The following is a 26619-nucleotide window of genomic DNA, read 5'->3' as shown; positions in this document are numbered from 1 at the left end:
TGTTCAGACGGCCTTGAGCAACAATCTGACAATGTATTCGTCTTGCGGCAGCGTCAATTTTAAATTGCGCGTATCGCCCTGCACCAAGCGTGGCCGGATACCCAGTTTTTCAACCGCTGACGCTTCATCCGTAATCTCACTTAAATCATCAACCGATAAAGCACGGTGTAATAAGGCCGTCTGAAAAAGCTGCGGCGTTTGCGCCTGCCATAATCCTGCGCGCGCAACGGTTTCATCAATATGATGATTGCCGTCTGAGCGCTTGAGCGTATCGGCCACCGGTATGGCCAAAATACCGCCTTCATCATTCTCACCCGCCTCATCAAGCAAACGCGTTAACGCTTCGGCAGGCAGGCAACAGCGTGCAGCATCATGAACCAAAATATTGTCTTGCGCCTCGGCCAAACCTTGCTCCAATAAAACGGACACACCATTGCGTACCGTTTCGGCACGACTTGCGCCGCCTACTCGAAAAACGCGCACTTTCTCAGACAGGGCCGTCTGAAAAACCGAATCTTCCGGCAAAAGAATAACGGCAATTAAATCTATGCGGGAGTGTTGCTCAAAAATTTCTATGGTATGTTGCAATACGGTTTTACCATTTATTTCAACATATTGTTTTGGTTTTCCTGCACCAAATCGCGCTCCCACACCGGCAGCAGGAATCAAAGCGATATTGCGGCGTATCATGCTGACGCTCCGGCATTAGCCTCATCAGAAGTTTCGGCCTTGCGCCATACACACGCTTCGCCCAAATCGTCCAAATATTTTTCATGTGCCGCCAGCTCGTCCGCATTGGCTTTGATGACTTTCAACTGCGAGGTACGTTTGGTTTCCGCAATAACGGTTTGTTTGACTTCGCCCTCTTCTTCCGTCTCACCGCCCATCAGATCGAACTGCTGACGCGTCATGGCAAGATAGACTTCACCCAAAAGCTCGCAGTCGATTAGAGCGCCGTGCAAAACCCGTTTGCTGCGGTCAACGGAAAAGCGGTTACACAACGCATCCAAGCTTGCCTTTTGTCCCGGAAACATTTCACGTGCCATAGCCAGCGTGTCGGTCACTTTACAACCCAGTTCCTCAATAGAAGGCAAGCCCATGCGGCGAAATTCCATATTCAGGAAGCCGACGTCAAACTTGGCATTATGGATAATCAGCTCTGCACCACGTATAAAGTCAGCAATCTGTTTACCCACTTGGGCAAACGGCGGCGCATTCTTCGCTTCCAATACTTCAATCGTCAAACCATGCACCTTCGCCGCTTCCTCCGGCATATCGCGTTCGGGATGGATATATAAATGAAGGTTGGAGTCGGTCATTTGGCGGTTGATCATTTCCAAGCCGGCAAATTCGACCAGACGGTCACCGTTTTCAGGATAAAGACCCGTGGTCTCCGTATCGAGGATAATCTGACGTTGGCTCATGGTTGGTGGTTTCTGCAATTATCAAAACGCCCTGAATCATACTGAAGGCCGTCTGAAATGTATAGTCAACAAAACTTTAGCTGCTTTTTAAATGCCTTTTTACGGCTGGATTTTTTCAGACGGCCTTTATTCTTTTTTTATCTAATAGCCATCTATTTACGTCATTTTTGAGTAGAAAACCCAATTTCTACAAATTTTTTTAAATTTAATTTCTTTAATAATTAACATCTTACGTATAAATTAAATAATAGGAACAATTATCATTTGCAAATTTAAAAAATCGCCGTATAATACAACCCATCGAAACAAAACAACCGCACAACAGAATGAAAGGAGAAGAAAATGCCCGAAAGTATTTTTAAGCAAGTCTCCCTTGACATTCTGAGACTGCACCAACAAGCCATCCGCTCTTTAATCGCCACCAAATGTTGCGATGAGTGCGAAGTACACGACGCAGTATTCATTACTTTAGATGGCCGATATTATGTTTGGCTCCCTTGTATGGGCAAATCGCCCCAATCAGAAACCGGCATCCTGCTGATTGAAGATGAAGACGGCAATACACGCTTGAGCTGGGTTGCCGATACACGCGAAGTCAAGCAAAAAGACAGTCTGTACAACCGCGTTGTTTCCGCCCTGCAAAGAAAAATGCAGCGCACGAAGAACAAGTTTATCCAGTCGGCAAACGCCCGATTGCTTGAGCTAACGCCTCAGCAAGGCCGTCTGACGACAAACAGCAAAGATTTCTCGCTTTCACCACATGACTTGATGAAAGCACTTTATCCGGCAACACATCAAATAGGAGAATTTGCCCTGTAACAGTTTTTGGTAGTGGTTTGTGTTCCTTTTGCGCCCCTTAACATTTTAAAGGGGCGATTTTTTTGCCTCTACTTTTCAGACGGCCTAAACACCGGTTTTCCAGTACAATAAAGGCCGTCTGAACATTTCCTACTTTTCAACCAACCATGCAACTGCTCAAATACATCCAATCGCAAGGCCTCGGCAGCCGCAAGCAATGCCAATGGCTGATAGACAATGACTGCATTGCCATCAACGGCGAAATCCATAATCGTACCAAAAACGATATCGATCCGTCTCAAGTGCATACCCTGTCTGTTGATGGCGAAGAAATTGCCGCCGTACCCATGCCCTATTTCTACATTCTGCTTCATAAGCCTGCAGATTACGAGACTTCGCACAAACCCCAGCAATATCCAAGCATCTTCAGCCTGTTTCCCGACCACATGCGCAATATCGATATGCAGGCAGTCGGCCGCTTGGATGCAGACACAACCGGCATTATTCTGATTACCAACGACGGGCAATTTAACCACCGCGTTACCTCGCCCAAACACAAAGTTCCGAAGCTCTACCGCGTCACTTTGAAACATCCTGCCGACGATACCCTTTGCACTACGCTGAAAAACGGCGTCCTCCTACATGACGATAATGAAACCGTCGCCGCGGCCGAAGCAGTATTGGCCGACCCAACCACATTGATGATGACCATTACAGAGGGTAAATACCATCAGGTCAAACGCATGGTTGCAGCCGCAGGCAACCGTGTCGAGCAGCTCCATCGTGAGAAATTCGGCGACTGGAATGTCGATGATTTGGCCGCAGGAGAATGGAAATTTATCCAAATCTAAAAAAATTCCAAATTTTTTCGATAAATTTTTAAACAATATAGATTTTTTATATATTTAAAATCAAACATCTAAACCTTATTATTTTTATTTAACAGAATTTAACACTGTAAAGACTGAACTATTGTATAATTCGCCTGTCTGAGTAACACTTGCTTCGAAAGAAGTGAGTAAGTGAGTAAGACGTTTTCCCCGTAATGTGTTTGGCCATCTATACTTTCCCCTTAGTATAGATGGTTTTTTTTATCTAAAATTTGGTAACCAAACGAATGTACTTTCAGACGGTCTTTCTCATCTAAAGAAGCCATCATTACTCAACCTCATCTCCCACTCATTACCTTGCCATTCCTCCTTTTCTCTTTCTCGTCTCTTCCGCATCAATCTGTACCGTTCCAATTTCAGACAAATCGTTTTATAGAAAGAAAAACCATCGGCGACTATCCAAGCTAAGGTTACAGGATGTTATTAGACAACCTCAGAGAAATACCATCTTTGTTGCCGACATATTTGAAAGCACACCTTAGTGCTATCCAATCTCCTCACAACAACCCTTTCCCATATCCCACCTTTCAGACGGCCTTTATCGTTAGGGCTCTTTCAATCATTCGTATCGCTTCAGACAAATTCTCTGTTTGCAGGTTTCAATACCAAGCAAACCAGAGAAACCCACTAAAAATTCTTCATTACATGGTTTTTTTAACTAATTTTCTTTTCCGACTTTAGTCAAGATTCGTTAAATCTTTGCGGTAAAATGTTGTCTTTATTTTTATGCATCTGAGTATTTATGTCTTCCAATCAACCCCGTCAAACCTGGTCCAACCGTTTGACTTACATCCTTACCGTTGCCGGCGCGACTGTCGGCTTTGGTGCAACTTGGCGTTTCCCGTATTTGGTCGGTGAAAACGGCGGCGGCGCGTATGTGTTTCTGTTCTGTATCGCCATGCTGGTCATCGGTATTCCAATGATTTTGGTCGAAAACGTCATCGGTCGCCGTAAAGGCGTGAACGCGCTGGATGCGTTTGGCGGCACAATGAATGGCAAACCCGTTGCCAAAGTTTGGAAATTGGTCGGTTGGATGGGACTACTCGGCGCATTCGGCATCATGGCCTATTACATGGTGCTCGGCGGCTGGGTTATCAGCTACATCATCAATATCATCGGCGGTAATTTGGATATTTCCAGCCCTGTTTCCGGAGAAGTCACCAAAAGTTTCTTTACCGAACACATTGAAAACAGCCCTTGGGAAATTGCCTTTTACACCTTCCTATTTGTGGTCGTAAACCAATGGATCTTGGTCAAAGGCGTGATCGGCGGTATTGAAAAAGCGGCAAAATACCTGATGCCTTTGCTGTTTTTATTCCTGATTGCCATGGTCGTGCGCAACGTTACCCTACCGGGCGCAATGGAAGGCATTACCTTCTATCTGAAACCTGACTTCAGCAAAATTACCGCCGAACTGTTCGTCTTCGTTTTAGGACAAGTATTCTTCGCCTTGAGCTTGGGTTTCGGCGTGATGATTACGTTATCCAGCTATCTGGATAAAAACGAAAATCTGGTTCAGACGGCAGTGATTACCGCGATTACCAATACTTTGATTGCCGTGTTGGCCGGCTTTATGATTTTCCCATCCCTCTTCAGCTTTGGCGTTGCCCCTAACTCCGGCCCGACGCTGGTGTTCCAAAGCCTGCCGATCGTGTTCTCCAATATGTGGGCAGGCCCTGTATTTGCAGTGATTTTCTTCTCACTGCTTCTGATTGCCGCGCTGACCACTTCTCTGACCATTTATGAAGTGTTGATTACGACCATTCAGGAGAAAACCAAAATCCGCCGCGCAGCGGCTATTACCATCGTACTGACAGGTATTTTTATCTTCGGCAATATCCCTTCCATCTTGAGCTACGGCCCATGGAAAGATATTTCCGTGTTTGGTAAAAATATTTTTGATGCCTTTGACTACATCAGCGGCAACATCTTGTTTATGCTGACCGCGCTCGGCTCCGCGCTGTTTGTCGGTTTCGTGATGAAGGACGAAGCGAAGGATGAATTACTTTATAAAGGCAACCATACGACGGTCAATATTTGGTTTGCCTATGTGAAATATCTCGTTCCATTGGTCATTCTGCTGATTTTCATCAGCAACCTGTTCTGATAAGCAAACATATAAAAAGGCCGTCTGAAATGTTCAGACGGCCTTTGTTTTGACTATGCTTTATTCAGCCCAGTTTTTCTTCTTACTGGTTTTACCGATACCTGGATTGAAGCTGTTGGTCGGGTCAAGTTTTTTATAGAACTGTTTCAGCTCGAGCTTGGCTTCATACAGATGACCGACATTGTGTTCGGCAGGATATTGCGCGCCACGTTGGTCAAGCAAGTGGAGCATTTCATGTTCCAAGGCCATGCAGTCGTTGCCTTTTTTAATGATGTAGTCCTGATGGAACACATGACACATAAAATGTCCGTAATACAATTTATGGATGATTTTATTGTCAATTTCCGGCGGCAGTGTTTCAAACCAATCACGATCATCACGGCGCAAGGCGATATCGAGTGCAACCAAATCCTCTACTTCATCATCATGTACAGAACGGTAACGGATCGCGGCAGAAGCCACAGCAAAGCGATGCAGCATGGCCGCCTGCGTTTCTTCGGCATTACATTCGAAGAATGCCCCGCCATGGGTTGCAAAATATTCCTTCAAGAAAGCACGCGCCTCTTCTACGCCCTCGCCACCCATTTTTAAAATCAGGTGATGTTCATATTTATCCCGATAGTTGCGCATAGACTTCGGCAAGTGATCGGGCAAAATCTTACTGATCAGTTGCATGAATTTATCAGAGAAGTGTTTTGGTAAGAAACTTATCTTTTTGCTGAATCTATCCACACGGGCTTTCAGATCAAACAGTTTCGGAAGTTGGTGGGTACCGAACGTCTTGATGATATAAAAAGTATCTTTACCATAAACGGCAGCAATATCAAAAGCATGACGATGGATATACTCACCGGAAATAGGCAGGTTTTTAAACTCGCTCAAAGCGGCACGACGAATATCGGTCAGCTCATTAATATCATTGGTGCCGATATAGAAGACGGCAGTCTGTTTTTCTTGCGGGAACGTATCCAAGCGTACGGCAAACACCATCAGCTTGCCCGCGCAACCTGATGCTTCGTAGTGACGCGCAGGGTCGGCATTAAAACGGGCGGCAGTCGGTTCATTCACTTGGCGGACATGATCGCAGTACGCATGGTCATGCCCTTTGCCGGCATCTTGCGCAATGTCTTTTCGCTGATAATGGAAACCTTGCAAGTTGGTCAAAATTTCTTCAGGGGTTTCGCCCAAATCAATGCCCAAATGGTTGACCAGCTCCAGTTTGCCCTCTTCGTTGATTTGCGCAAACAGGGCCATTTCCGTATAAGCCGGGCCACGCTGTACCAGTGCGCCACCCGAGTTATTACATACGCCACCCAATACAGATGCGCCGATACAGGACGAACCGATCACTGAGTGCGGCTCACGGCCTAAAGGTTTCAGCAGCAGCTCCAATTGATTCAAGGTAGAACCGGGCAGGCAGACAACCTGTTCGTTATTGTTGATCGGCTGAATGATGTTCAGACGCATGGTATTCACAATCACGATATCGCGGTCGTAATCATTGCCGTCAGGAGTCGAGCCGCCAGTCAAACCGGTATTGGCGGCCTGCGTAATCACGATAACATCAGCCTCAACACACGCCTGCAAGATTTGCCACATTTCCAAAACCGTACCCGGACGGACAACAGCTAGCGCCTTGCCCTCGCCAAAACGGTAGCCTTGACGGTATTGTTCAGTTTTTGCCGGGTCTGTGATGATATATTTTTCGCCGACGGTTTGCGTCAGCCGACTGATTAATTGTGTAGCATTCATTGCATACTCCTTGAGAAATGAATATATTTATTAAATTACAAATATTGTAGTAATCCCTTTTATCAAAGTAAAGGCAAACTCATTTTTAAATTCATCATTCAAATAAACAAAAGGCCGTCTGAAATTTTCAGACGGCCTTTTGTTTCAAGCTTGCACAATCAAATTATTCAGCTGCTTTCTCTTCGCGAGCAGGAGCTTCTAGCAAAGCTTTGATAGACAGGCGTACTCGGCCGCGATCGTCTACTTCCAATGCTTTCACGTTCACAACCTGACCTACTTGCAGGTAGTCGCTGACATTGCGTACGCGCTCGTGGGCGATTTGGCTGATGTGTACCAAACCGTCTTTGCCCGGCATCACGCTGACAATCGCACCAACGTTGTTGTCGAGGATTTTAACCACAGTACCTTCGTACACTTTGCCCACTTCCACTTCGGCAGTGATTTCTTCGATACGTTTTTTCGCTGCATCGCCTGCTTCTTGAGTAGTCGCAGCGATAGTGATGGTACCGTCTTCAGCGATGTTGATTTCAGTACCGGTTTCAGCAGTAATCGAACGAATAGTTTCACCGCCTTTACCAATCACATCACGGATTTTGTCTTGGTTGATTTTCATGGTGAACAAGCGTGGCGCGTGTGCAGACAGTTCTTGCGGGCCTGCAACAGCGGCTTTCATCTGATCCAAGATGTGCAAACGTGCTTCTTTGGCTTGAGCCAAAGCGATTTGCATGATTTCTTTGGTAATACCTTGGATTTTGATGTCCATTTGCAGTGCGGTCACACCTTCGGTTGTACCGGCTACTTTAAAGTCCATATCGCCCAAGTGGTCTTCGTCACCCAAGATGTCGGTCAGGACGGCAAATTTGTTGTTGTCCAAAATCAGACCCATGGCGATACCGGCAACGTGTGCTTTCAAAGGCACACCGGCAGACAACAGGCTCAGGCAGCCGCCGCAGACGGAAGCCATAGAGGAAGAGCCATTGGATTCGGTAATTTCAGAAACCACGCGCATGGTGTAGCTGAAATCTTCAGGTTCCGGCAATACGGCCAACAATGCACGTTTAGCCAAGCGGCCGTGACCGATTTCACGACGTTTTGGCGCACCTACGCGACCCACTTCACCGGTAGAGTATGGTGGAAAGTTGTAGTGCAGCATGAAGCGGTCGGTGTATTCGCCGGACAGTGCATCAATGATCTGCTCGTCGCGTGAAGTGCCCAAAGTTGCAACCGCCAAAGCTTGGGTTTCGCCACGGGTAAACAGTGCAGAACCGTGAGTGCGCGGCAATACGCCGGTTTGAATGTTCAACGGACGAACAGTGCGGGTGTCGCGACCGTCGATACGCGGTTGGCCGTCCAAAATTTGGCTGCGGACAACATCGGCTTCCAAGTGTTTGAAAATGCCTTTGATTTCGTTGGCTGCCAAAGTGTCGGTTTCTTCGGTAATCAACGCTTCTTTTACAGCATTCCAAGCTTCGTCCAATTTGGCAGAACGCGCTTGTTTTTGACGGATTTTGAACGCTTCTTTAATGGTTTCGCCGGCAATTTCGCGTACTTTTGCAACCAATTCTTCATTGGTTTCAGGTGCTTTCCAATCCCAAACTTCCGGATTAACTTCGTCGGCAAACTCATTGATGGCATTAATGGCCACTTGCATTTGATCATGACCGTAAACAACCGCACCCAGCATCACTTCTTCAGACAAGATGTCGGCTTCGGATTCCACCATCAACACGGCTTTAGAAGTACCGGCAACAACCAAGTCCAATTGTGATTTAGCCAATTCGGCTTTAGTCGGATTCAAAACGTACACGCCGTTTACATAACCTACGCGTGCCGCGCCAATCGGACCGGCAAACGGTACGCCGCTCAACACCAGCGCGGCAGATGCACCCAACATTGCAGGAATGTCAGAATCAATTTCAGGGTCAACAGACACCACCATCGCTACGATTTGGATGTCGTGATAGAAACCTTCAGGGAACAAAGGACGAATCGGACGGTCGATCAGACGGCTGGTCAGGATTTCTTTTTCGCTTTGTTTGCCTTCGCGTTTGAAGAAACCGCCGGGGATTTTCCCTGCTGCGTAAGTACGCTCAAGGTAATCGACAGTCAGAGGAAAGAAGTCTTGGCCTTCTTTCACTTCTTTGTTGGTAGTCACAGCAACCAAAACAACGGTGTCGCCCATGGATACTTTAACGGCAGCAGCGGCTTGGCGGGCGATTTCGCCGGTTTCCAAAGTAACGGTTTGATTACCGTATTGGAAGGTCTTAACGTGTTTATTGAACATTATTGTTCCTTTCAAAATACCGCACTGCTAAAACACTAATAATGCACACTAAAATCCGAATGTGCATAGTTAGGGTTTCAGACCGTGCGGCAGGTTATAAACAAGCTTTCAGACGGCCTTTAAGGCGCTGAAAACAACTCTCGATTATAAAGGCAACCATCCTTAAAATCCAGTATTTATACAATAAAAAGGCCGTCTGAAACATATCCTTTTCAGACGGCCTTCAAACTTAAAAATCAATCCTGAGTCAGCAAAGTCAATGCTTCCTGATATTTTTCGACTGTTTTTTGAATCACATCGGCAGGCACTTTAGGCGCAGGCGCTTTTTTATTCCAACCGCTTTGCTCCAGCCAGTCGCGGACAAATTGTTTGTCAAAAGACGGCGGATTGGTGCCGACTTTGTATTGGTCTGCAGGCCAAAAACGACTGGAGTCAGGCGTTAATACTTCGTCCATCAAAGTCAGCGTACCTTCTTCATCCAAACCAAATTCAAACTTGGTATCGCAAATGATAATACCGCGAGATTTCGCATATTCGGCCGCTTCTGTATAAAGCTGAATCGCTTTGGCGCGCACCTCCGCCGCCAATTCTTTTCCGATAATGCGTTCGCATTCTTCAAAGCTGATGTTTTCATCATGATCGCCAACTGCGGCTTTGGTCGATGGCGTAAAAATCACTTCGGGCAACTGTTGCGCTTCCTGCATACCTTCGGGCAGTTGAATACCGCAAACAGAGCCTGTCTTTTGATAATCTTTCCAACCGCTGCCTGCCAGATAACCGCGCACAATAGCCTCCACTTTCACCGGAGTGAGTTTTTTAGCCACGACGGCGCGTTTCTCTAAAACTTTAGCTTCGTTTTCAGGCAAAACATCGTAAACCGTATGGCCGGTAAAATGGTTAGGCATGATATGAGCCAGTTTTTTAAACCAAAAATTGGAAATCTGCGTCAGAATCTCCCCTTTACCCGGAATCGGGTCATCCAAAATCACATCGAATGCAGACAGACGGTCGGAAGCAACCATCAGCATACGTTTATCGTCAATTTCGTACAAATCGCGGACTTTGCCGGAGTAGATTTTTTTCAAGCTGATTTCAGACATTTCAGGTATCTCTTTAGTAGACAGAAGAATGCGGTATTTTAGCCCAATTTGGAATTTTTCGTCAGATTGTTTACAAAATAAAGGCCGTCTGAAACCTTATATTTTGGTTTCAGACGGCCTTATCCGTTGATTTCAGAGAAAAACCCTGAAAATCACCATCCTATCAGATTACAGAAACTTGAGTCTGATCTTGGATGTGGTTTACAGCAGACAGAGAGTAGTAGTCGCCGTGGCCAGTTACTTGGTAAGTGCTACCGTCAGCAAACTTGAAGTTTTCAACTTTGTGATTGTTACCAGTGAACCAGTCGTCGATGGTGATGCTGTCGTTAGTACCGACAGAAACAGTCAGATTAGCACCTGATTTGCTCAGCAATACGTCAGAAGCTGCAACGCCTTTACCGAACAACAGGGTGTCATTACCGCTTTCTTCACGGATAGTATCATGACCGTAACCTTTGTCGAAGAAGTAAGTGTCGTTACCGGTACCACCGATCAGGATGTCGTTGCCGACACCACCGTCGAGGTAGTCGTTACCGTCTTTGCCAACCAGGCAGTCGTCGCCGGCCAAACCGTACAGATGGTTGTTGCCGCCGTTACCTTCGATGTTGTTGTTCAAAGAGTTACCGGTACCGTTCAGGTTTTGCATACCTTGCAAGAACAGGTTTTCAACGTGATCGGTCAAGGTGTAGTCAATAACGGTACGAACAGTATCGATACCGGCTTGTGCATTGCCGTACTCGATAACTTGGTCGTTGGCATTGTCAACGAAATAAACATCGTTACCGTCGCCACCGCGCATGATGTCAGCACCTGAACCACCGTTCAGGTAGTCGTTACCGGCACCACCTTGCAGGTAGTCTTTACCTTCTTCACCGTACAGAGAGTCACCGTCGGCATCACCGTAAATGGTGTCGTTACCAGCACCGGCGTAGATTACGTCTGTGCCGTTGCCACCGTAGATGATGTCTTCGCAAGCAGTACCATAAATGGTATCTTTAGCATCAGTACCGCGGATAACGTTGCCGTCTTTGCAGTCTTCAGCACGGATGACATTACCTGGGTTTTTATCTTCGTGACCGTATGAGTTGTTTTGGTTATGATCGTCAACACAGTCTTTGCAGTCTGGCTCTGGCTTAGGCTCAGGTTTTGGCTCTGGCTTAGGCTCAGGTTTTGGTTCTGGTTTAGGCTCAGGTTTTGGTTCTGGCTTAGGCTCAGGTTTTGGTTCTGGCTTAGGCTCAGGTTTTGGTTGAGGTTTTGGTTCTGGTTGCGGTTCTGGTTGTGGCTCAGGTTTAGGCTCAGGTTTAGGTTGAGGTTTAGGCTGAGGTCGTGGTTTTGGTTGTGGTGGTGTCGGTTTGATTGGATCACAGTTGTAAGGTGGGCAAACCGGAACACATTTGTAAACGGTGGTTTTTGCTGGTGGGCAGAAAGCCGCAATAGCAGAAACCAAACCAGTTACCGCATTAACTACTGACACGCCGACGCTGGCAATGCTAGCGATGCTGCCGATAGAAACAGAAGATTTTGCTGCAGGAGCGCAGTAGTAAGATGAGAAGGAAGCCTTAGGCGCAGGAGCGCAGTAAGAACTAACCAGGGGTCTAGCATAATACCCCCCGTAACAGTATGCCATAATAATTACTCCCAAAATAGTTAATAAAGATATTGAGCTGACGGAACGAGCAAATTCCGCCCTTGCTCAATTATTATTTTAGTAATATTTTGCAAAATATTTACTCAAAAATATCAAACGGTAGAATTTGCCGATAAAAGGACGGAGTTTCGCCTGTTTTTAAATTCCATTATCCTAGCAACAATAAAAACATTAACATTGATTCACATTCTCTCAAACAGCATAGATCCTTTATCTATCTTATTAAAAGCTGAACTTTAACTCTAGTTACAGTAAACAAACATAATACCAATAAATGGTTATTATTATGGATAGATAATATCGATAATTTGCCCAAATACAGCCGCCTCTGCATTTTGTTCTACGCCAATAATGTGAATTTGTCGTATTTACACTATAATGACACGAATACCTATTTAACAGCTATCAGAGGAGATACTCAACCATGCGTACTTTATTGACCGGAGCCAAAGGTCAGCTTGCCCGTTGTCTGCGCGACCGCCTGCCCGAAGATTGGGAACTGATTGCTACCGACTCTACTTCGCTAGACATTACCGATACCGAAGCCGTGCATCATATGATTAAAAACTTCCAACCAGATGCCATCGTTAATGCCGCAGCTTACACTGCCGTCGATAAAGCAGAAGAAAACGCAGAGGCTGCTTTTGCCGTCAACGCAACTGCTGTTCACAACCTGGCCGCAGCCGCCCGCGCCGCACACGCCCGCTTTATCCATATTTCCACTGATTATGTATTCGACGGCGAAGGCAAACGCCCTTACCGCGAAACCGACTATACCAATCCGCGCAGCACTTACGGTCAATCCAAAGTAGCAGGCGAACTTTTGGCTTTAGCCGCGCATCCGGAAAGTACAATCGTCCGTACTTCATGGCTGTTTAGCGAATACGGCAGCAATTTCGTCAAAACCATGCTGCGCCTTGCCAAAGAACGTGATTCCCTCTCCATTGTTCACGACCAAACCGGCTGCCCGACTTATGCAGGCGACTTGGCTCACGCCATCATCAGTTTACTGCAACAGCCCACTTCCCCACGCGGCATCTTCCATTACTGTGGCAACAAATCGGCAACATGGTACGAATTTACCAAAGCCATCTTTCAGACGGCCCACCAATTAGACGACAGCTTCCGCATTCCGGAACTGAACGCGATTACCACCGAACAATACCCCCTGCCCGCTCCGCGTCCGGCATACAGCATTATGGATTGCTCACGCCTAGAGACCGAGTTTGGTATCAAACCGTCCGACTGGCAAAGAGCCCTGCGCGAAATTCTCCGCAAAATTGACTGATAAGCTGATCCATCTATATCAAGGCCGTCTGAAAACATATTTTCAGACGGCCTCTTTGTTTCTTTTATATCAAATGCTTTATCTATCCAGTCTGTCATTTGAAAAGTGCTACAATAGCCGTTTATTTTATTTTTCAGACGGCCTGACAATATGTGCAACCATCATCCCAAATATTCACACGATAATGACACCATCCGCATCCGCGGCGCGCGTACACATAATTTAAAAAATGTCGATTTGGACATTCCGCGCCACAAACTCGTGGTGGTAACAGGATTGTCAGGCAGCGGCAAATCGTCGCTGGCGTTTGATACTTTATATGCCGAAGGCCAACGCCGTTATGTTGAGAGCCTTTCCGCCTATGCCCGTCAGTTCTTACAGATGATGGACAAACCCGATGTCGATTTGATTGAAGGCTTGTCGCCTGCAATTTCCATCGAGCAGAAATCCACCAGCCACAACCCGCGTTCCACCGTCGGCACGGTAACGGAAATTCACGACTATTTGCGCCTTTTGTACGCACGCGTCGGCACACCCTACTGCCCCGAACACAAGCTGCCGCTGTCGAGCCAAACCGTATCTCAGATGGTCGATGCCGTCTTGAAGCTGCCGGAAGACACGCGCGTGATGATTCTGGCGCCGGCGGTGCGTGAGCGTAAGGGCGAGTTTGTCGATTTCTTTGCCGACTTGCAGGCGCAAGGCTTTGCGCGTGTACGCGTGGACGGCGAGGTCTATCAGCTTGACGAAGTACCGAAGCTGGAAAAAAACATTAAACACAACATCGACGTCGTCATCGACCGCGTGAAAGTGAAGGCGGACATCAAGCAGCGGCTGGCAGAAAGTTTTGAAACCGCGCTACGCCACGGCAACGAGCGCGCGTTGGCGATGGAAATGGACAGCGGCGAAGAGCATTGGTTCTCCGCGCGTTTTGCCTGCCCCGTATGTTCGTACAGTCTGCCCGAATTAGAGCCGCGCCTGTTTTCCTTCAACAACCCGATGGGTTCCTGCCCGACTTGCGACGGTTTGGGCAACACCAACTTCTTCGATCCCGAAAAAGTAGTCGCCCATCCCGAATTATCCTTAGCAGCAGGCGCGATTGACGGCTGGGACAAACGCAACCAATTCTATTTCCAAATGATTCAATCGTTAGCACGCCATTATGAGTTTGATGCGGATGCAGCATGGGAAACACTGCCTGAAAAAGTCAAAAAAGTTGTCTTGCACGGCTCAGGCAAAGAAGTCATCGACTTCACCTACCTGTCCGAACGCGGCACCACCTTCAACCGCAGCCACGCCTTCGAAGGCATCATCCCCAATCTCGAACGCCGCTACCGCGAAACCGACAGCGAAACCGTGCGCGAAAAACTGCGCGAATACCAAAACCACCGCGCCTGCCCAAGCTGCGGCGGCGCACGTTTGCGCAAAGAAGCGCGCTACGTTTACGTCAGCGGCGAACCCTTGCACGAAGTCTCCGCCTGGCCGCTCACCAAAACCCACCAATTCTTCGAAACGCTGGATTTAGACGGCAACAAAAAACAAATCGCCGAAAAAATCCTCAAAGAAATCACCGAGCGGCTCGGCTTCCTGATTAACGTCGGGCTGGATTACCTGAATCTAAGCCGCTCCGCCGAAACCCTTTCCGGCGGCGAAGCCCAGCGCATCCGCCTCGCCAGCCAAATCGGCAGCGGCCTGACCGGCGTGATGTACGTTTTGGACGAACCCTCCATCGGTCTGCACCAGCGCGACAACGACCGCCTGCTCGCCACCCTCAAACGCCTGCGCGATTTGGGCAACAGCGTGATTGTGGTCGAACACGACGAAGACGCCATCCGCGAAGCCGATTTCGTCGTCGATATGGGCCCCGGCGCGGGCGAACACGGCGGCAACGTACTGATTGCCGACACGCCCGAAAACGTCGCCAAATGCGAAAAATCCATTACCGGACAATACCTCAGCGGCAAAAAATCCATTGCCGTGCCGTCTGAACGCACGCCCGTCAATCCCGAGCGAATGCTCGTCCTCAAAGGCGCACGCGGCAACAACCTCAAAAACGTAACCCTCGAACTGCCGCTCGGTCTGATTACCTGCATCACCGGCGTATCCGGCAGCGGCAAGTCCACCCTGATTAACGACACCCTCGCCAAAATCACCGCCCGCGAACTCAACCGCGCCCAAGAAGAACCCGCCCCATACGACGACATCCACGGCCTCGAACACCTCGACAAAGTCATCAACGTCGACCAGTCCCCCATCGGCCGCACCCCGCGCTCCAACCCCGCCACCTACACCGGCCTGTTCACCCCCATCCGCGAACTCTTCGCCGGTGTTCCCCTCTCGCGCGAACGCGGCTACAACGTCGGCAGATTCTCCTTCAACGTCAAAGGCGGCCGCTGCGAAGCCTGCCAAGGCGACGGCGTGATCAAAGTCGAAATGCACTTCCTGCCCGACGTGTACGTCCCCTGCGAAGTCTGCCACGGCAAACGCTACAACCGCGAAACCCTCGAAATCCAATACAAAGGCAAAAACATCAGCCAAGTCCTCGACATGACCGTCGAAGAAGCCCGCGAATTTTTCGACGCCGTCCCCACCGTATCGCGTAAACTGCAAACCCTCATGGATGTCGGTCTCGGCTACATCCGCCTCGGCCAGTCCGCCACCACCCTCTCCGGCGGCGAAGCCCAGCGCGTCAAACTCGCCCTAGAGCTATCCAAACGCGACACCGGCAGAACGCTCTACATCCTCGACGAACCCACCACCGGCCTGCACTTCGCCGACATCGCCCTGCTGCTGGAAGTCATAGGCCGTCTGAAAGGCAAAGGCAACTCGATTGTGATTATCGAGCATAATTTAGATGTGATTAAAACTGCGGATTGGATTGTGGACTTAGGGCCGGAAGGGGGAGATGGCGGGGGAAGGATTATTGCGGAAGGTAGCCCCGAAGAAGTAGCAAAGGTTAAAGGAAGTTATACTGGAACATACTTAAAAACTATGTTAGATTTTCATTCTCATAGCTAAAGTCTTAATTTTACTTATACAGGAGAAAACTTTATGTCATCAAGTAACTCACTAACTACTTTCAATCAACACTTACCTGATTTGTCTGCTAATACAATTCCTGCAATCAATCAACTTGTTTCTGCACTTGGTTTCCCAAGAGAAGTTTTAGCAAGTGATGATGAGATTAGATACGCATGGAACGATTTACCGCGAGAGTTAAGAAATATCCCAATTCAGAATGTTAACCCTGAACTTATTGCTCGTATGTGTATTGCGATTAGCTCAGGATTATTTGATGGCGCAATCAATTATATATGGAACGCTGCTATTTTGAGATTGCGCGATAAAGTTAGAACCTTCGGTCTTCCAATCGTCTCTCAGATACTAGAAAAGGATTTTGAAGATAGCCATTTGATAGCATTGCAAGATAGTCAGTTATTAGATTTATGCTTGCAATTAAATATTCTTAATGAGGAAGGCGCTCTTTTTTTAGGACAGTGTAGAAGCATTCGTAATAATTTTTCTGCAGCTCATCCATCACTTGGTAATTTGAATGATAGAGAATTCATAACTTTTTTAAATCGTTGCATAAAGTATGCTTTGGGTGATTCTTCTTCTCCTAGAGGAGTGAATATTAGCGATTTTATTCAATCAATTAAAAGTGGGCGGTTTAATGATGCTCAGCGTGAATTATGGTTTCATAGATTATCTGAAACTCATGAGGCACAAAAACAATTGTTGATTGTTATGGCGCATGGTATCTATTGTGATCCAAATTCGCAAGAACCTACAAGATTAAATGCCTTAGATATCTGTGAGTTATTTAAAGATAGTTTCTCTGCTTCTTTGCGATCTGCTTTGATTGATAAACACTCTGAATATATTACAAAAGGAGATGACCAAAGGTTAACGGCATCTAGCCAATTTTTTGAAAAATTAGGTTTGCTAGGATTACTTTCAGCTCCACAACAGCATGCAATTTTTTCTACTGCTATTAAAAGGTTGCAAATCGCCCATGAGGGCATGAACAACTTTTATAATGAGCCTCCATACGCTGAAAGATTAGCAGAATTAGCTCAAAATACAGCCGTTCCTGAAACAGCTCAAAGTGATTTTGTTGATACGGTTGTTTCTTGCTATTTAGGGAATGGATATGGAGTTTCATGGGCAGCTATCCCATTTTATGAAAAAATTATCAAGAATTTTTCCCCACAAGAAATTGCACTGATGATTCGTCATACACAAGTAGATAGTTCTAGAATTGGAAGAAAAGTTAGCTCTGAAAGAAAGAGATTTGTAGAAGCTTTAAAATTGATTGACTCTGCAAGTGTTCCGAATGGTGTTCGCTCTTCATATGAGCAATTTGTGAAATAGCAAATCGCAGCAAGCCATAGCCTGCATAATACTCAAACAACCACGTGCGTGGCTGCGCCACACACGTGGTTGTTTGATTGATGGTTTGCTGTTGTAAATTTCAACTTAGTTGAAACTAGCGCTTTCAGACGGCATGAAAAATGGCCGTCTGAAAATTGAAAATATTTTATCTAAAATAACTCTCCTAACTCACAAAACAAAAAACGGATTCCAAATCATTGGAATCCGTTTTTCTATAAAGCTATTTATATTATTTAGCTTCTTCTTTAGCGTCTTCAGCAGCTTCTTTGGCATCTTCTGCTGCGTCTTTTGCGTCTTCTTTAGCCTCTTCAGCGGCATCTTTGGCTTCTTCGGCTTTTTCTTCAGGAGTTTCGGCAGCAGGAACGCCTTTCAAAGCGTCCAAAGAAGTTTTACAAGTTGCATCGCGTTGGTCTGCCGGCAGGTTTTTCAACGCTTCTTTGGTTTGTTCGAAAGATTTTTGCATCATTTCTTTGGTTGCGGCATCTACGTCTTTTGTTGCTTCGGTAAATGCTTTTTCGTATTCGTCACAAACAGCAGAAGAAGATGAGCCTGAACCGCCGCCGCATGCTGACAGGGACAGGGCTGCCAACAAAGCTGCCAATAAAGCTGATGTTTTCATGTGTCTCTCACTTTTTTAAATTTAGGTTAAAGGATGTTATATGTTAATTCATTATATGAAGGCGTCAAGGGTTTTTGTTTAATTTAATCAAAAATATATCATTGAAAGAGTCAGTCTATCTAAACATACTAAAGGCCGTCTGAAATTTCAGACGGCCTGTGCTTTTTTAAGTAATCCTTTTTTTCAACGATTACGCCGCTTTACGGTGATAATGTCTGAGCGCATGTTCTTTGCGACGACCGCTACTGAATGCAGATACGCGTTTCAGGTAGCCGATGACGCGGGTGCCGTAGTCGATGTCGTGGCTGCCGCAGGCAGAGCAGGCATGCAGGGTGCGTTTGTCGATATGGCCGCATTCGTTGCAGATGGTGATGCGCACGTTCACGCAGAAGTAGTTGCAGCCGGTTTGTGCGGCGATGTCCAAGAGTGAGCGGTAGCCGGATTCGGGCAATGCTTCGTCAAGGTTCAGGTGCAGCGCGGAACCGCCGTCGAGCCAGTCCACCAGTTCTTTGCCGTGCAGCAGGAATTTATCGAGCGCGTTGATTTCTTCGTCTTCGACGACGTAGAAATAGGAGTTGTAGCATTCGCGGCTGACTTTGTAGCCGTCGGCTTTGTCCCATTTGGCGTTTTTCACGCCGAGGTTTTCGGCGGGGACAAACTCGGTGTTGAACTTCACACCGTAGTGCTTGCTGGCGGCTTGGTTGGCTTCGAATATGGTTTTCAGACGGCCTTGGACGAAGTTGATGTAATCGTCGTTATAGCCGACTTTGATGCCTTGCGATTCGGCTGCTTCCGCCATGCCGTTGATACCGATGGTGAGGAACTGTTTGTCCAAAGTGATGAAGCCTGCATCGTAAACGGGCAGCATTCCGGCGGCTTGGTATTCTTCCATCAGTTTGCGGTAGGCGTATTGGTATTTGTGGATTTTGGCGACTTCGGCAGCAAGGTCACGCCCATCTTGTTCCAGCCGGTTCATATTGATGGTGATGACGTTGATGGAACCGGTCGCCACGCCACCTGCGCCGAGGGTGTAGCTGAAGGTGCGGTCTTCGATGGCGTTGCGCAGGCGGCAGCAGGAAGCCAAGGAGTCGGGATTATCGGAAAGATAGACGAAGAAGGAATTGCCCTCCGCCAACTCTTTCGCCATTTCGTCGGCGAACACGGTGTCTTTGCATTTGCCGCCGTCGGTCAGCATCGCAGCGGTAACGACAGGGAAGGTCAAAACGGCTTTGGTGCGCTCCTGATTGAACCATTTGAGGAAGAAGTTTTGCAGCTTCGCCACGCTCGCCCACACCGGTTTGCTGAAATCGGGGAATACGAAATCGCCGAACATCGCGTCAAAATAGTATTGATCGTAAACGGAAATATTCCAGAATACGCTTTGATAACCGCGCGCGGCGGCAGGCTGGTTGATACTGTACACCACCTGCTGCATATGGTTGGCGATTTCTTTGGCGTGGGTTTCCAAATAATCGTCGCCGTAGTCTTTGCGGGCAAAGTAGTCGAAATAGGTCAGAAATTCCACCGTCGCCACCGCACCGGCAAACTGCGCACTGATGGCAAACACAAGATTGATAAATGAGCCGCAAAACGATGCCAGATGCTGCGGCGCCTTAGATTCTCCGCCAAGTTTGCTTAAGCCGTCGAGCAGGAAGGGATACAGTGTAACCGACACACAATAAGGCTTGAGGCTGGTTTCGTCGTGCACATAAATCTCGTGCGCCTCAATCTGGCGGATGTATTCGTCGGCAACGGATTGGTCGAAAATTTCGGCGATTTTGCGCGACACTTGGGCGCGGTTAATCTGCACGAAAAAGTCTTTCATGATTTCCGCTTCCATCGTGGCGATGTTTTTTTGCGTTACGTTGGCATTGGCGTCCATTTTCGAGCCATCCGCCGCGTTTTGCGCGCTGATATAGTCACGCATGAATTGTAGTTTTCCGTTTAACTGTTCGGGATGCAGCCGAATCATGTTAATTCTCCTGTATGGTTTGGATGATTTATTAAACAATGACGGTTGGGCCGTCTGAAACATCGCTGTCAGCGAATACAATAAATTCAATTTAAATCAGTGCAATACAACATTGAGCTAAATTGAAGCCACTGGAAAAACTTTAGGCGTAGGTTTGTCTTTGATAAACAATCGGTTCAACACTTCGCCCGTACGCAAATCAATAAACTTCTGATTGGTGGTCGGGCTGTCCAAGCCGCCCAGCTCCATCTGCCAGCGGCCGGTTTTCAGATACGTCAGATAAGGCAGGATGCCGTCTGAAACCGCCTCCAGCTCTTCACGCTCCAGGCCGGTGTACAAACAGGCTTTCAAACCTTCCTCGGCAACAATAGCCAGCATTTTCTGCAAAGCTTCCGGCTGCCATTCTCCGCCCATAAACAACACGCAGCTGATTAATCCGCGATAGCGTTTCAGACGGCCTTTCAAATAATCCTCGGTCAATTCCGTGCCGATGCCCTCTTTCCATGTATCGGCACTGTGACAGCCTTTGCAACGCAACGGACAGCCTGAAAACAGAAACGCCAACGATACTTCGCCCGGCACTTCCTGCCATACAATTTGCTCGATTGTGAATTTCAAACCGCTCATTGCAATGCCATAAAACACAAGATATGGTGTGAATTAAAACACAATACTACTAGATATGGTATTTTATTTAACAATCCATCTTTATTTTGTAATAGGTTTTTATAATTTGATAGATTGTAAATTTCAATAATTACATCTACACGGCTCCCTTGATAAAGGCCGTCTGAAAACAATTTCAGTGCATTAATATAAAAAAAGAAAAGCAAACTCCGTTATAACAAAGACGGTTTTAACAAATCAAAAAAAGGCCGTCTGAAATCATCTTTCAGACGGCCTTAATTTCAGGTTTTACCCCCGATTCGAGCCTTTAACCATATCCATCAAAAACAATCGGCAATCCAAGTTACCATTAAACAGCGGAATTTTACGCTTCGGAGAAAGGCGCATAAATTTCGGCATATCGCGATCGCCGGTAAACATTCCAACCAGCCAGCCTGCGTAGTGTTGTTTCAACCATGTGCCCAGTTGCGGATAAAGCGCCTGCAAAGCCTGAACCTCCGCAAGGCGCACGCCATAAGGCGGATTGGAAATCATAATGCCGTGTTCGCCGTTCGGTCGCGCAGCCTGCGCATCTTGCACGTCAAAGCGGATGAAATTATCCACTTCGGCGGCTTGGGCATTGGCCAATGCGGCACGAATCATATAACGGTCGTTGTCGCTGCCGGAAATTGGCGCGGCGGCCGGTTTGATTTGTTTTTCAGCCTCACGGCGCAGGGCTTGCCATTTTTCTTTGTCGAAGTTTTGCAGTTTTTCAAAACCGAAACGACGCATCAAGCCCGGCGCACGGTGTGTCGCAATCCATGCTGCCTCAATGGCAATCGTGCCACTGCCGCAAAACGGGTCTTGGAAAGGCTGCGTACCGTCATAGCCTGCCAAAAGCAGCAAACCTGCCGCCAAGTTCTCTCTCAATGGCGCTTCGCCGGTATCCTGACGATAGCCGCGTTTGAAGAGTGCTTCGCCGGAAGTATCGATAAAGATTTCCACGTTGCGCTCATCGATAAAGGCATGAATGCGGATATCGGGGTTGATTTTACCCACGCTCGGACGCGCATCATAAATATCGCGGAATGCATCGCAGACGGCATCTTTGATTTTCAAACCGACAAAATCCAAGCTTTTCACATTGGCGCGCTTGCCTTCGACTTTGACTTTAAAGGTCTGCTCCAGCTTAAACCAACCCGTCCAATGCAGATTTCGTGCGAGTTTGTAGATATCGTGTTCGTTGCGATAACCGCCTTTAGTCAAACGCAGTAAAACACGGCTGGCAACGCGCGAATGCAGGTTGATGCAATACACCTGCTCCATCGTGCCTTTACATGCCACACCGCCGTCAACAGCACGTATATCCTGACATGCCATGCTTTCGAGTTCTTGCGTCAAAGGCGCTTCCAAACCGCGAGGACAAGTGATAAAAAGTGAATAAACCGTCATATAAAACCTTTCCGGGTAGGGCTATCCGAACCACTCGGATAACAAATAAAAACAATATTATAGCCGAAAACCAAAAGGCCGTCTGAAACTTCAGACGGCCTTTGAATAAAGCTTGCTTAGTGCTCCAAACTATCGGTTTCCACCTTAACCGCTTTATCGGTTTTATCCTCCGGCAAAACCAAGTTCAACAATACTGCCATAATACCGCCTGCGGAAATTGAGTTTTGGAACAATACCGGCAGGTTTTTGAACACTTCCGGCTCAAATGCCACGCCCAAACCCAAACCGACAGAAGTCGCCGCGATAACTGCTTCACGACGGCGAATACCGTGGCTGACCAAAATCCGCACGCCGGCAATCGCAATCAGGCCAAACATCAACACCATCGCGCCACCCAAAACAGGACTCGGAATCGTAGTAAACGCGCGGCCGATGACGGGGAACAAACCCAACAATACCAAAATCGCCGCAATATATTTGCCCACATGACGCGAAGCCACGCCGGTCATTTGAATCACGCCGTTATTTTGCGCAAACGTGGTTAAAGGCAAAGAGCCCAACGCAGTCGCAATTACAGAAACCAAACCATCTGCCAATACGCCACCGCGCAGACGTTTGGTGTATTCCTCACCCTCAATCGGCTGCTCGGAGACCATCGCAGTCGCCGTCAAATCGCCCACTGCTTCAAATACGCTCAACAGGAAAATCGCACCGGCAACGATAAACGCGTGCCAATCAAATGCGAAACCATATTTAAACGGAACAGGCAGGGTAATCAGCGGCAGGTTTTGCAGGGCGGAAAAATCTACTTTGCCCAAAAACAGCGCAACAATATAACCGACAATCAAACCCACCGCGATGCCGCTCATACGCAGCAATGGGTTTTTCAAGCAGTTGAAAACCAATACAATCAGCAACACCAGCGATGCCAGACCTAAGTTTTCCATCGAACCGAACGTACCGTCTGCTTTCGCACCGAAGCCGCCGCCAAAGTCAGTAATGCCGACATGCACCAAGCTCAAGCCGATCAACATGACGACCACGCCGCTTACAGTCGGCGTAATCACTTTTTTCAGATAAGGCAAAAGCCAAGCGGAGAAGCACACCAAAAACGCGCCAACAAAGGACACGCCCAAGAGCGTTGAAATCATCACATCTTTAGTCAAGCCGCCCTCTTTCATACCGGTACCGAGCGCAATCATCACGGTAACAAAAGAGAAGTTGACCGACTGAATCGACAACATACCCGAACCGACCGGCCCGAAACGGTTAACCTGCAAATAAGTGCCGACACCTGAAGCCACCATCGCCATCGACACCAAATAAGCCGTCATTTCAACCGGCAGCTCCAACGCCCCGCCGACAATCAATGCCGGAGTAATCATCGGGACAAAAATCGCCAGAAGGTGCGTAACCGCACTCAACAACGCATTCCCAAACGGCGGCTTGTCTTCCAAACCATAAACCAAATCAAGCGATTCCGCCTGTTTTTCAGTCATTCCGGCCATGTTGAACCTTCTCTCAAGAATCGTTAAAAAATATTAAGATGCGTATTTTAACCAATTTGAAATGTATCAGCAAATTCAAAACCATCAGGCCGTCTGAAAGTTCCGCCCAGCCGTTTTCAGACGGCCTCAAACCGCCTTAACACATTTTAATTCTTGACATCATTTTTCTACCTAAAAACAAACAAACCAATGATTTAAAAATGTATTATTCATTAAGATAATGACAAGTCACCATTAAACAGCAAAGCCTCATAGCGGATATGTTTCACACAAACAACAAAGTAAGCTACAATCCACTGCATAATTCACCCACACCATAAAATTAAAGGTTTCCGTATGTTAAAAGGCAGTCTGGTTGCCCTGATTACTCCGATGAATCAAGACGGCAGCATCAACTACGAACAACTTCACGACTTAATCGACTGGCACATTGAAAACGGCACCGACGGTATCGTCGCAGTCGGCACCACCGGCGAGTCAGCCACCCTGCCTGTCGAAGAACATTTGGCCGTTATTGAAGCCACTGTCAAACACGTCAACAAGCGCGTTCCCGTTATCGCCGGCACAGGCGCCAATAATACTGTCGAAGCCATCGCCCTTTCCAAAGCAGCCGAGCAAGCCGGTGCGGACTACACCTTATCTGTTGTTCCCTACTACAACAAACCTTCGCAAGAAGGCATTTACCAACATTTCAAAGCCATCGCCGAAGCCACTTCGATTCCGATGATTATTTATAATGTTCCCGGCCGTACCGTCGTGAGCATGAGCAACGACACTATTTTGCGTTTGGCCGAGATTCCGAATATCGTCGGTGTGAAAGAAGCCAGCGGCAATATCGGCAACAACATCGAATTGATCAACAGCGTTCCTGAAGGTTTTGCCGTGTTCTCCGGCGATGACCCTACCGGCCTGCCTTTCATGCTGTGTGGCGGTCATGGCGTGGTAACCGTCGCAGCCAACGTTGCACCGAAACTCTTTGCCGATATGTGTCGAGCCGCCCTTGAGGGCGATATTGCGACCGCCCGTCGTCTAAACGAGCAACTTATCCCAATTTATAACACCATGTTCTGCGAGCCCAGCCCGGCCGCGCCCAAATGGGGCCTGAGCTTATTGGGCAAATGCGAACCCCATGTTCGTCTGCCTTTGGTAGCACTGACCGAAGCCGGTCAAGCCAAAGTCCGAGCCGCTCTGGAAAAATCAGGACAAATCTGATCCGGAAATAAGGCCGTCTGAATTCCAAACACCCTTTTCAGACGGCCTCCCTGTTAAGAACTCCATCCACAGGAAAACAAGATGACCTATATCAAACCCATCGTAGTAGCCCTCGCCCTGATTAGCATGACTGCCTGTTCCGGCAGCAAAAAAGAACAACCCAAACTCGACTATCAAAGTCAATCACACCGCTTGGTCAAACTGGAAGTACCACCTGATTTGAACAACCCAGACCAAGGCAACCTCTATCAATTACCGGCAGGCAGCGGTGCCGTCCGCGCCAGCGACTTCAACAAACGCCGCACTCAAGCTGTACAACAACCTGCCAATGCAGAAGTCTTGAAATCCGTTAAAGGCGTACGCCTTGAGCGTGACGGCAACCAACGCTGGTTGGTTGTCGATGGCAAATCACCTCGCGAAATTTGGCCTTTGCTGAAAGTGTTCTGGCAAGAAAACGGTTTCGACATCAAATCTGAAGAACCTGCCATCGGCCAAATGGAAACCGAGTGGGCAGAAAACCGAGCCAAAATCCCTCAAGACAGCCTGCGCCGTCTGTTGGACAAAGTCGGCTTGGGCGGTATCTACTCTACCAGCGAACGCGACAAGTTCATCATCCGCATCGAACAAGGTAAAAACGGTTCGACCGACATCTTCTTCGCCCACAAAGGCATGAAAGAAGTTTATGCCGACCGTAAAAAAGACACTACGATGTGGCAACCGGGTGAAAACGACCCTAACCTCGAAGCCGCATTCCTCGCCCGCTTTATGCAATATTTGGGCGTTGACGGTCAGCAAGCCGAACAAGCCCTGACCCAAAGCGTTGCTGCCCGCAGCAATGCTTCTGAATTGGCGCGTGTGGACAACGGCACTCTGTTGCTGGCAGGCGATTACGGCCGCAACTGGCGCCGTACCGCCCTTGCGCTTGACCGCATCGGCCTGACTGTTATCGGTCAAAATGCCGAACGCCGCGCTTTCTTGGTTCAACAAGCGCCAACTGAAGGCGAAGCAGTTGCCAATAAAAAACCGGGCCTGTTCAAACGCGTATTTGGCAAAGGCAAAGCAGAAGCGCCAAAAACGTATCCTGAAATCATCGTGTATGTTGAGCCTATCAACAATGGCGCACGCCTCCATCTGTTGAACAAAGACGGCAGCCCATACAAAGGCAGCGATGCCTCCACATTGCTGAGCCGCCTGCACACAGAATTGCGTTAATCCGTTATTCGACTTAAGGCCGTCTGAAATATTCAGACGGCCTTTTTAACGAATCCGGCATGGTTTCAAATTCCCAATCTGACGTTATAATCAGAACATTTTTCCCCCTTACCCAAGCTGCCATGACCCGACAAAAAGCCTATCTGCTCCTGACCGCCCTGTTTACCCTGATGTTTATCGTACTGATTCTGTTGGGTGCTTATCTTCTGAGCATTCACAGCAAACAATTTGCCGTTGCCGCCTTTCTGTTTGCCTTTGCCGCCGTTTTTGCCCAAATCGGCAGCCTTGCCCTTTACATCCGCCACAAAGCACGCGCACAAATGGCTCGTATGCAGCAAACCGAAAACCATTAAGG

General features: G+C 47.8%; 20 protein-coding genes. 9 read left to right on the top strand and 11 right to left on the bottom strand.

Annotated features, from left to right (window positions below; all coding sequences use genetic code 11):
- Window positions 1–3 precede the first annotated feature (3 nt).
- Both ispD and dnaQ read right to left on the bottom strand, forming a co-directional pair.
- Window positions 4–690, bottom strand: a complete 687-nt coding sequence (ispD, locus tag ACTHSW_RS06775) for a 2-C-methyl-D-erythritol 4-phosphate cytidylyltransferase (RefSeq protein WP_070460803.1) — start codon at window positions 688–690, stop codon at window positions 4–6.
- Entirely contained in the window at window positions 687–1424 is a 738-nt protein-coding gene (gene dnaQ, locus ACTHSW_RS06770) for a DNA polymerase III subunit epsilon (protein WP_070460805.1), read from the bottom strand. The genes ispD and dnaQ overlap by 4 nt, the downstream gene beginning before the upstream one ends.
- A gap of 342 nt (window positions 1425–1766) precedes the next feature.
- Between dnaQ and ACTHSW_RS06765 the strand changes: the two genes are divergently transcribed.
- The 3 genes from ACTHSW_RS06765 (at window position 1767) to ACTHSW_RS06755 (ending at window position 5219) form a co-directional block, all read left to right on the top strand.
- Complete coding sequence (locus ACTHSW_RS06765; protein WP_049348077.1) at window positions 1767–2243, top strand: hypothetical protein; 477 nt, start codon at window positions 1767–1769, stop codon at window positions 2241–2243.
- A gap of 146 nt (window positions 2244–2389) precedes the next feature.
- Complete coding sequence (locus ACTHSW_RS06760) at window positions 2390–3073, top strand: 16S rRNA pseudouridine(516) synthase (RefSeq protein ID WP_070460807.1); 684 nt, start codon at window positions 2390–2392, stop codon at window positions 3071–3073.
- A 781-nt stretch (window positions 3074–3854) separates the two neighbouring features.
- Entirely contained in the window at window positions 3855–5219 is a 1365-nt protein-coding gene (locus tag ACTHSW_RS06755) for a sodium-dependent transporter (protein WP_070460808.1), read from the top strand.
- Window positions 5220–5279: 60 nt separating this feature from the next.
- On the opposite strand, the gene dld is transcribed toward ACTHSW_RS06755, so the two are convergent.
- The 4 genes from dld to ACTHSW_RS06735 all read right to left on the bottom strand — a co-directional run bounded on the left by dld (window position 5280) and on the right by ACTHSW_RS06735 (window position 11982).
- A complete protein-coding gene (gene dld / locus ACTHSW_RS06750) occupies window positions 5280–6971 on the bottom strand; it encodes a D-lactate dehydrogenase (RefSeq protein ID WP_070460810.1) in 1692 nt (563 codons plus the stop codon).
- 163 nt (window positions 6972–7134) lie between these two features.
- Complete coding sequence (gene pnp, locus ACTHSW_RS06745) at window positions 7135–9255, bottom strand: polyribonucleotide nucleotidyltransferase (protein ID WP_003683274.1); 2121 nt, start codon at window positions 9253–9255, stop codon at window positions 7135–7137.
- A 236-nt stretch (window positions 9256–9491) separates the two neighbouring features.
- On the bottom strand, window positions 9492–10355 hold the full coding sequence (locus ACTHSW_RS06740) for a phosphoribosylaminoimidazolesuccinocarboxamide synthase (RefSeq protein ID WP_070460812.1): 864 nt from the start codon (window positions 10353–10355) through the stop codon (window positions 9492–9494).
- 163 nt (window positions 10356–10518) lie between these two features.
- On the bottom strand, window positions 10519–11982 hold the full coding sequence (locus tag ACTHSW_RS06735; protein ID WP_225905471.1) for a calcium-binding protein: 1464 nt from the start codon (window positions 11980–11982) through the stop codon (window positions 10519–10521).
- Window positions 11983–12427: 445 nt separating this feature from the next.
- Between ACTHSW_RS06735 and rfbD the strand changes: the two genes are divergently transcribed.
- The 3 genes from rfbD (at window position 12428) to ACTHSW_RS06720 (ending at window position 17662) form a co-directional block, all read left to right on the top strand.
- On the top strand, window positions 12428–13291 hold the full coding sequence (rfbD, locus tag ACTHSW_RS06730; RefSeq protein WP_070460814.1) for a dTDP-4-dehydrorhamnose reductase: 864 nt from the start codon (window positions 12428–12430) through the stop codon (window positions 13289–13291).
- A 150-nt stretch (window positions 13292–13441) separates the two neighbouring features.
- Window positions 13442–16306: an excinuclease ABC subunit UvrA gene (gene uvrA, locus ACTHSW_RS06725; RefSeq protein WP_107811008.1), complete on the top strand. Its 2865-nt coding sequence runs from the start codon at window positions 13442–13444 to the stop codon at window positions 16304–16306.
- Between the two features lie 33 nt (window positions 16307–16339).
- Window positions 16340–17662: a hypothetical protein gene (locus ACTHSW_RS06720; RefSeq protein WP_107811009.1), complete on the top strand. Its 1323-nt coding sequence runs from the start codon at window positions 16340–16342 to the stop codon at window positions 17660–17662.
- A gap of 250 nt (window positions 17663–17912) precedes the next feature.
- Here the strand turns inward: ACTHSW_RS06720 and ACTHSW_RS06715 are convergent, their stop codons facing one another.
- The 5 genes from ACTHSW_RS06715 to ACTHSW_RS06695 all read right to left on the bottom strand — a co-directional run bounded on the left by ACTHSW_RS06715 (window position 17913) and on the right by ACTHSW_RS06695 (window position 23840).
- Window positions 17913–18302 carry a DUF5339 family protein gene (locus ACTHSW_RS06715; protein ID WP_107811010.1) on the bottom strand — a complete coding sequence of 130 codons (390 nt, stop codon included), beginning with the start codon at window positions 18300–18302 and terminating at the stop codon, window positions 17913–17915.
- A gap of 190 nt (window positions 18303–18492) precedes the next feature.
- Window positions 18493–20337, bottom strand: coding sequence for an anaerobic ribonucleoside-triphosphate reductase (gene nrdD, locus ACTHSW_RS06710; protein ID WP_440373814.1), 1845 nt, complete (start codon window positions 20335–20337; stop codon window positions 18493–18495).
- A 54-nt stretch (window positions 20338–20391) separates the two neighbouring features.
- Window positions 20392–20901, bottom strand: a complete 510-nt coding sequence (gene nrdG, locus ACTHSW_RS06705; RefSeq protein WP_004519765.1) for an anaerobic ribonucleoside-triphosphate reductase activating protein — start codon at window positions 20899–20901, stop codon at window positions 20392–20394.
- A gap of 288 nt (window positions 20902–21189) precedes the next feature.
- On the bottom strand, window positions 21190–22332 hold the full coding sequence (locus ACTHSW_RS06700; RefSeq protein WP_004519767.1) for a THUMP domain-containing class I SAM-dependent RNA methyltransferase: 1143 nt from the start codon (window positions 22330–22332) through the stop codon (window positions 21190–21192).
- A 116-nt stretch (window positions 22333–22448) separates the two neighbouring features.
- Window positions 22449–23840 (bottom strand): nucleobase:cation symporter-2 family protein, encoded by a 1392-nt coding sequence (locus ACTHSW_RS06695; RefSeq protein WP_004519768.1) that lies wholly within the window; start codon window positions 23838–23840, stop codon window positions 22449–22451.
- A gap of 336 nt (window positions 23841–24176) precedes the next feature.
- Here ACTHSW_RS06695 and dapA point away from each other — a divergent pair, with 336 nt between their 5' ends.
- From dapA to ACTHSW_RS06680, 3 genes are all read left to right on the top strand, one after another.
- Window positions 24177–25052: a 4-hydroxy-tetrahydrodipicolinate synthase gene (gene dapA / locus ACTHSW_RS06690; RefSeq protein ID WP_070460828.1), complete on the top strand. Its 876-nt coding sequence runs from the start codon at window positions 24177–24179 to the stop codon at window positions 25050–25052.
- Window positions 25053–25133: 81 nt separating this feature from the next.
- Window positions 25134–26264 carry an outer membrane protein assembly factor BamC gene (gene bamC, locus ACTHSW_RS06685; protein ID WP_049351545.1) on the top strand — a complete coding sequence of 377 codons (1131 nt, stop codon included), beginning with the start codon at window positions 25134–25136 and terminating at the stop codon, window positions 26262–26264.
- 122 nt (window positions 26265–26386) lie between these two features.
- Window positions 26387–26617: an NGO_0222 family membrane protein gene (locus ACTHSW_RS06680; protein WP_003679018.1), complete on the top strand. Its 231-nt coding sequence runs from the start codon at window positions 26387–26389 to the stop codon at window positions 26615–26617.
- Window positions 26618–26619 lie beyond the last annotated feature (2 nt).

Source organism: Neisseria sp. P0008.S004, from assembly GCF_051962755.1.
In the GTDB taxonomy this organism is placed as follows: Bacteria; Pseudomonadota; Gammaproteobacteria; order Burkholderiales; family Neisseriaceae; genus Neisseria; species Neisseria subflava_A.
Note: the sequence above shows the minus strand (reverse complement) of the source record. Positions and strands in the feature narration are given on the sequence as shown.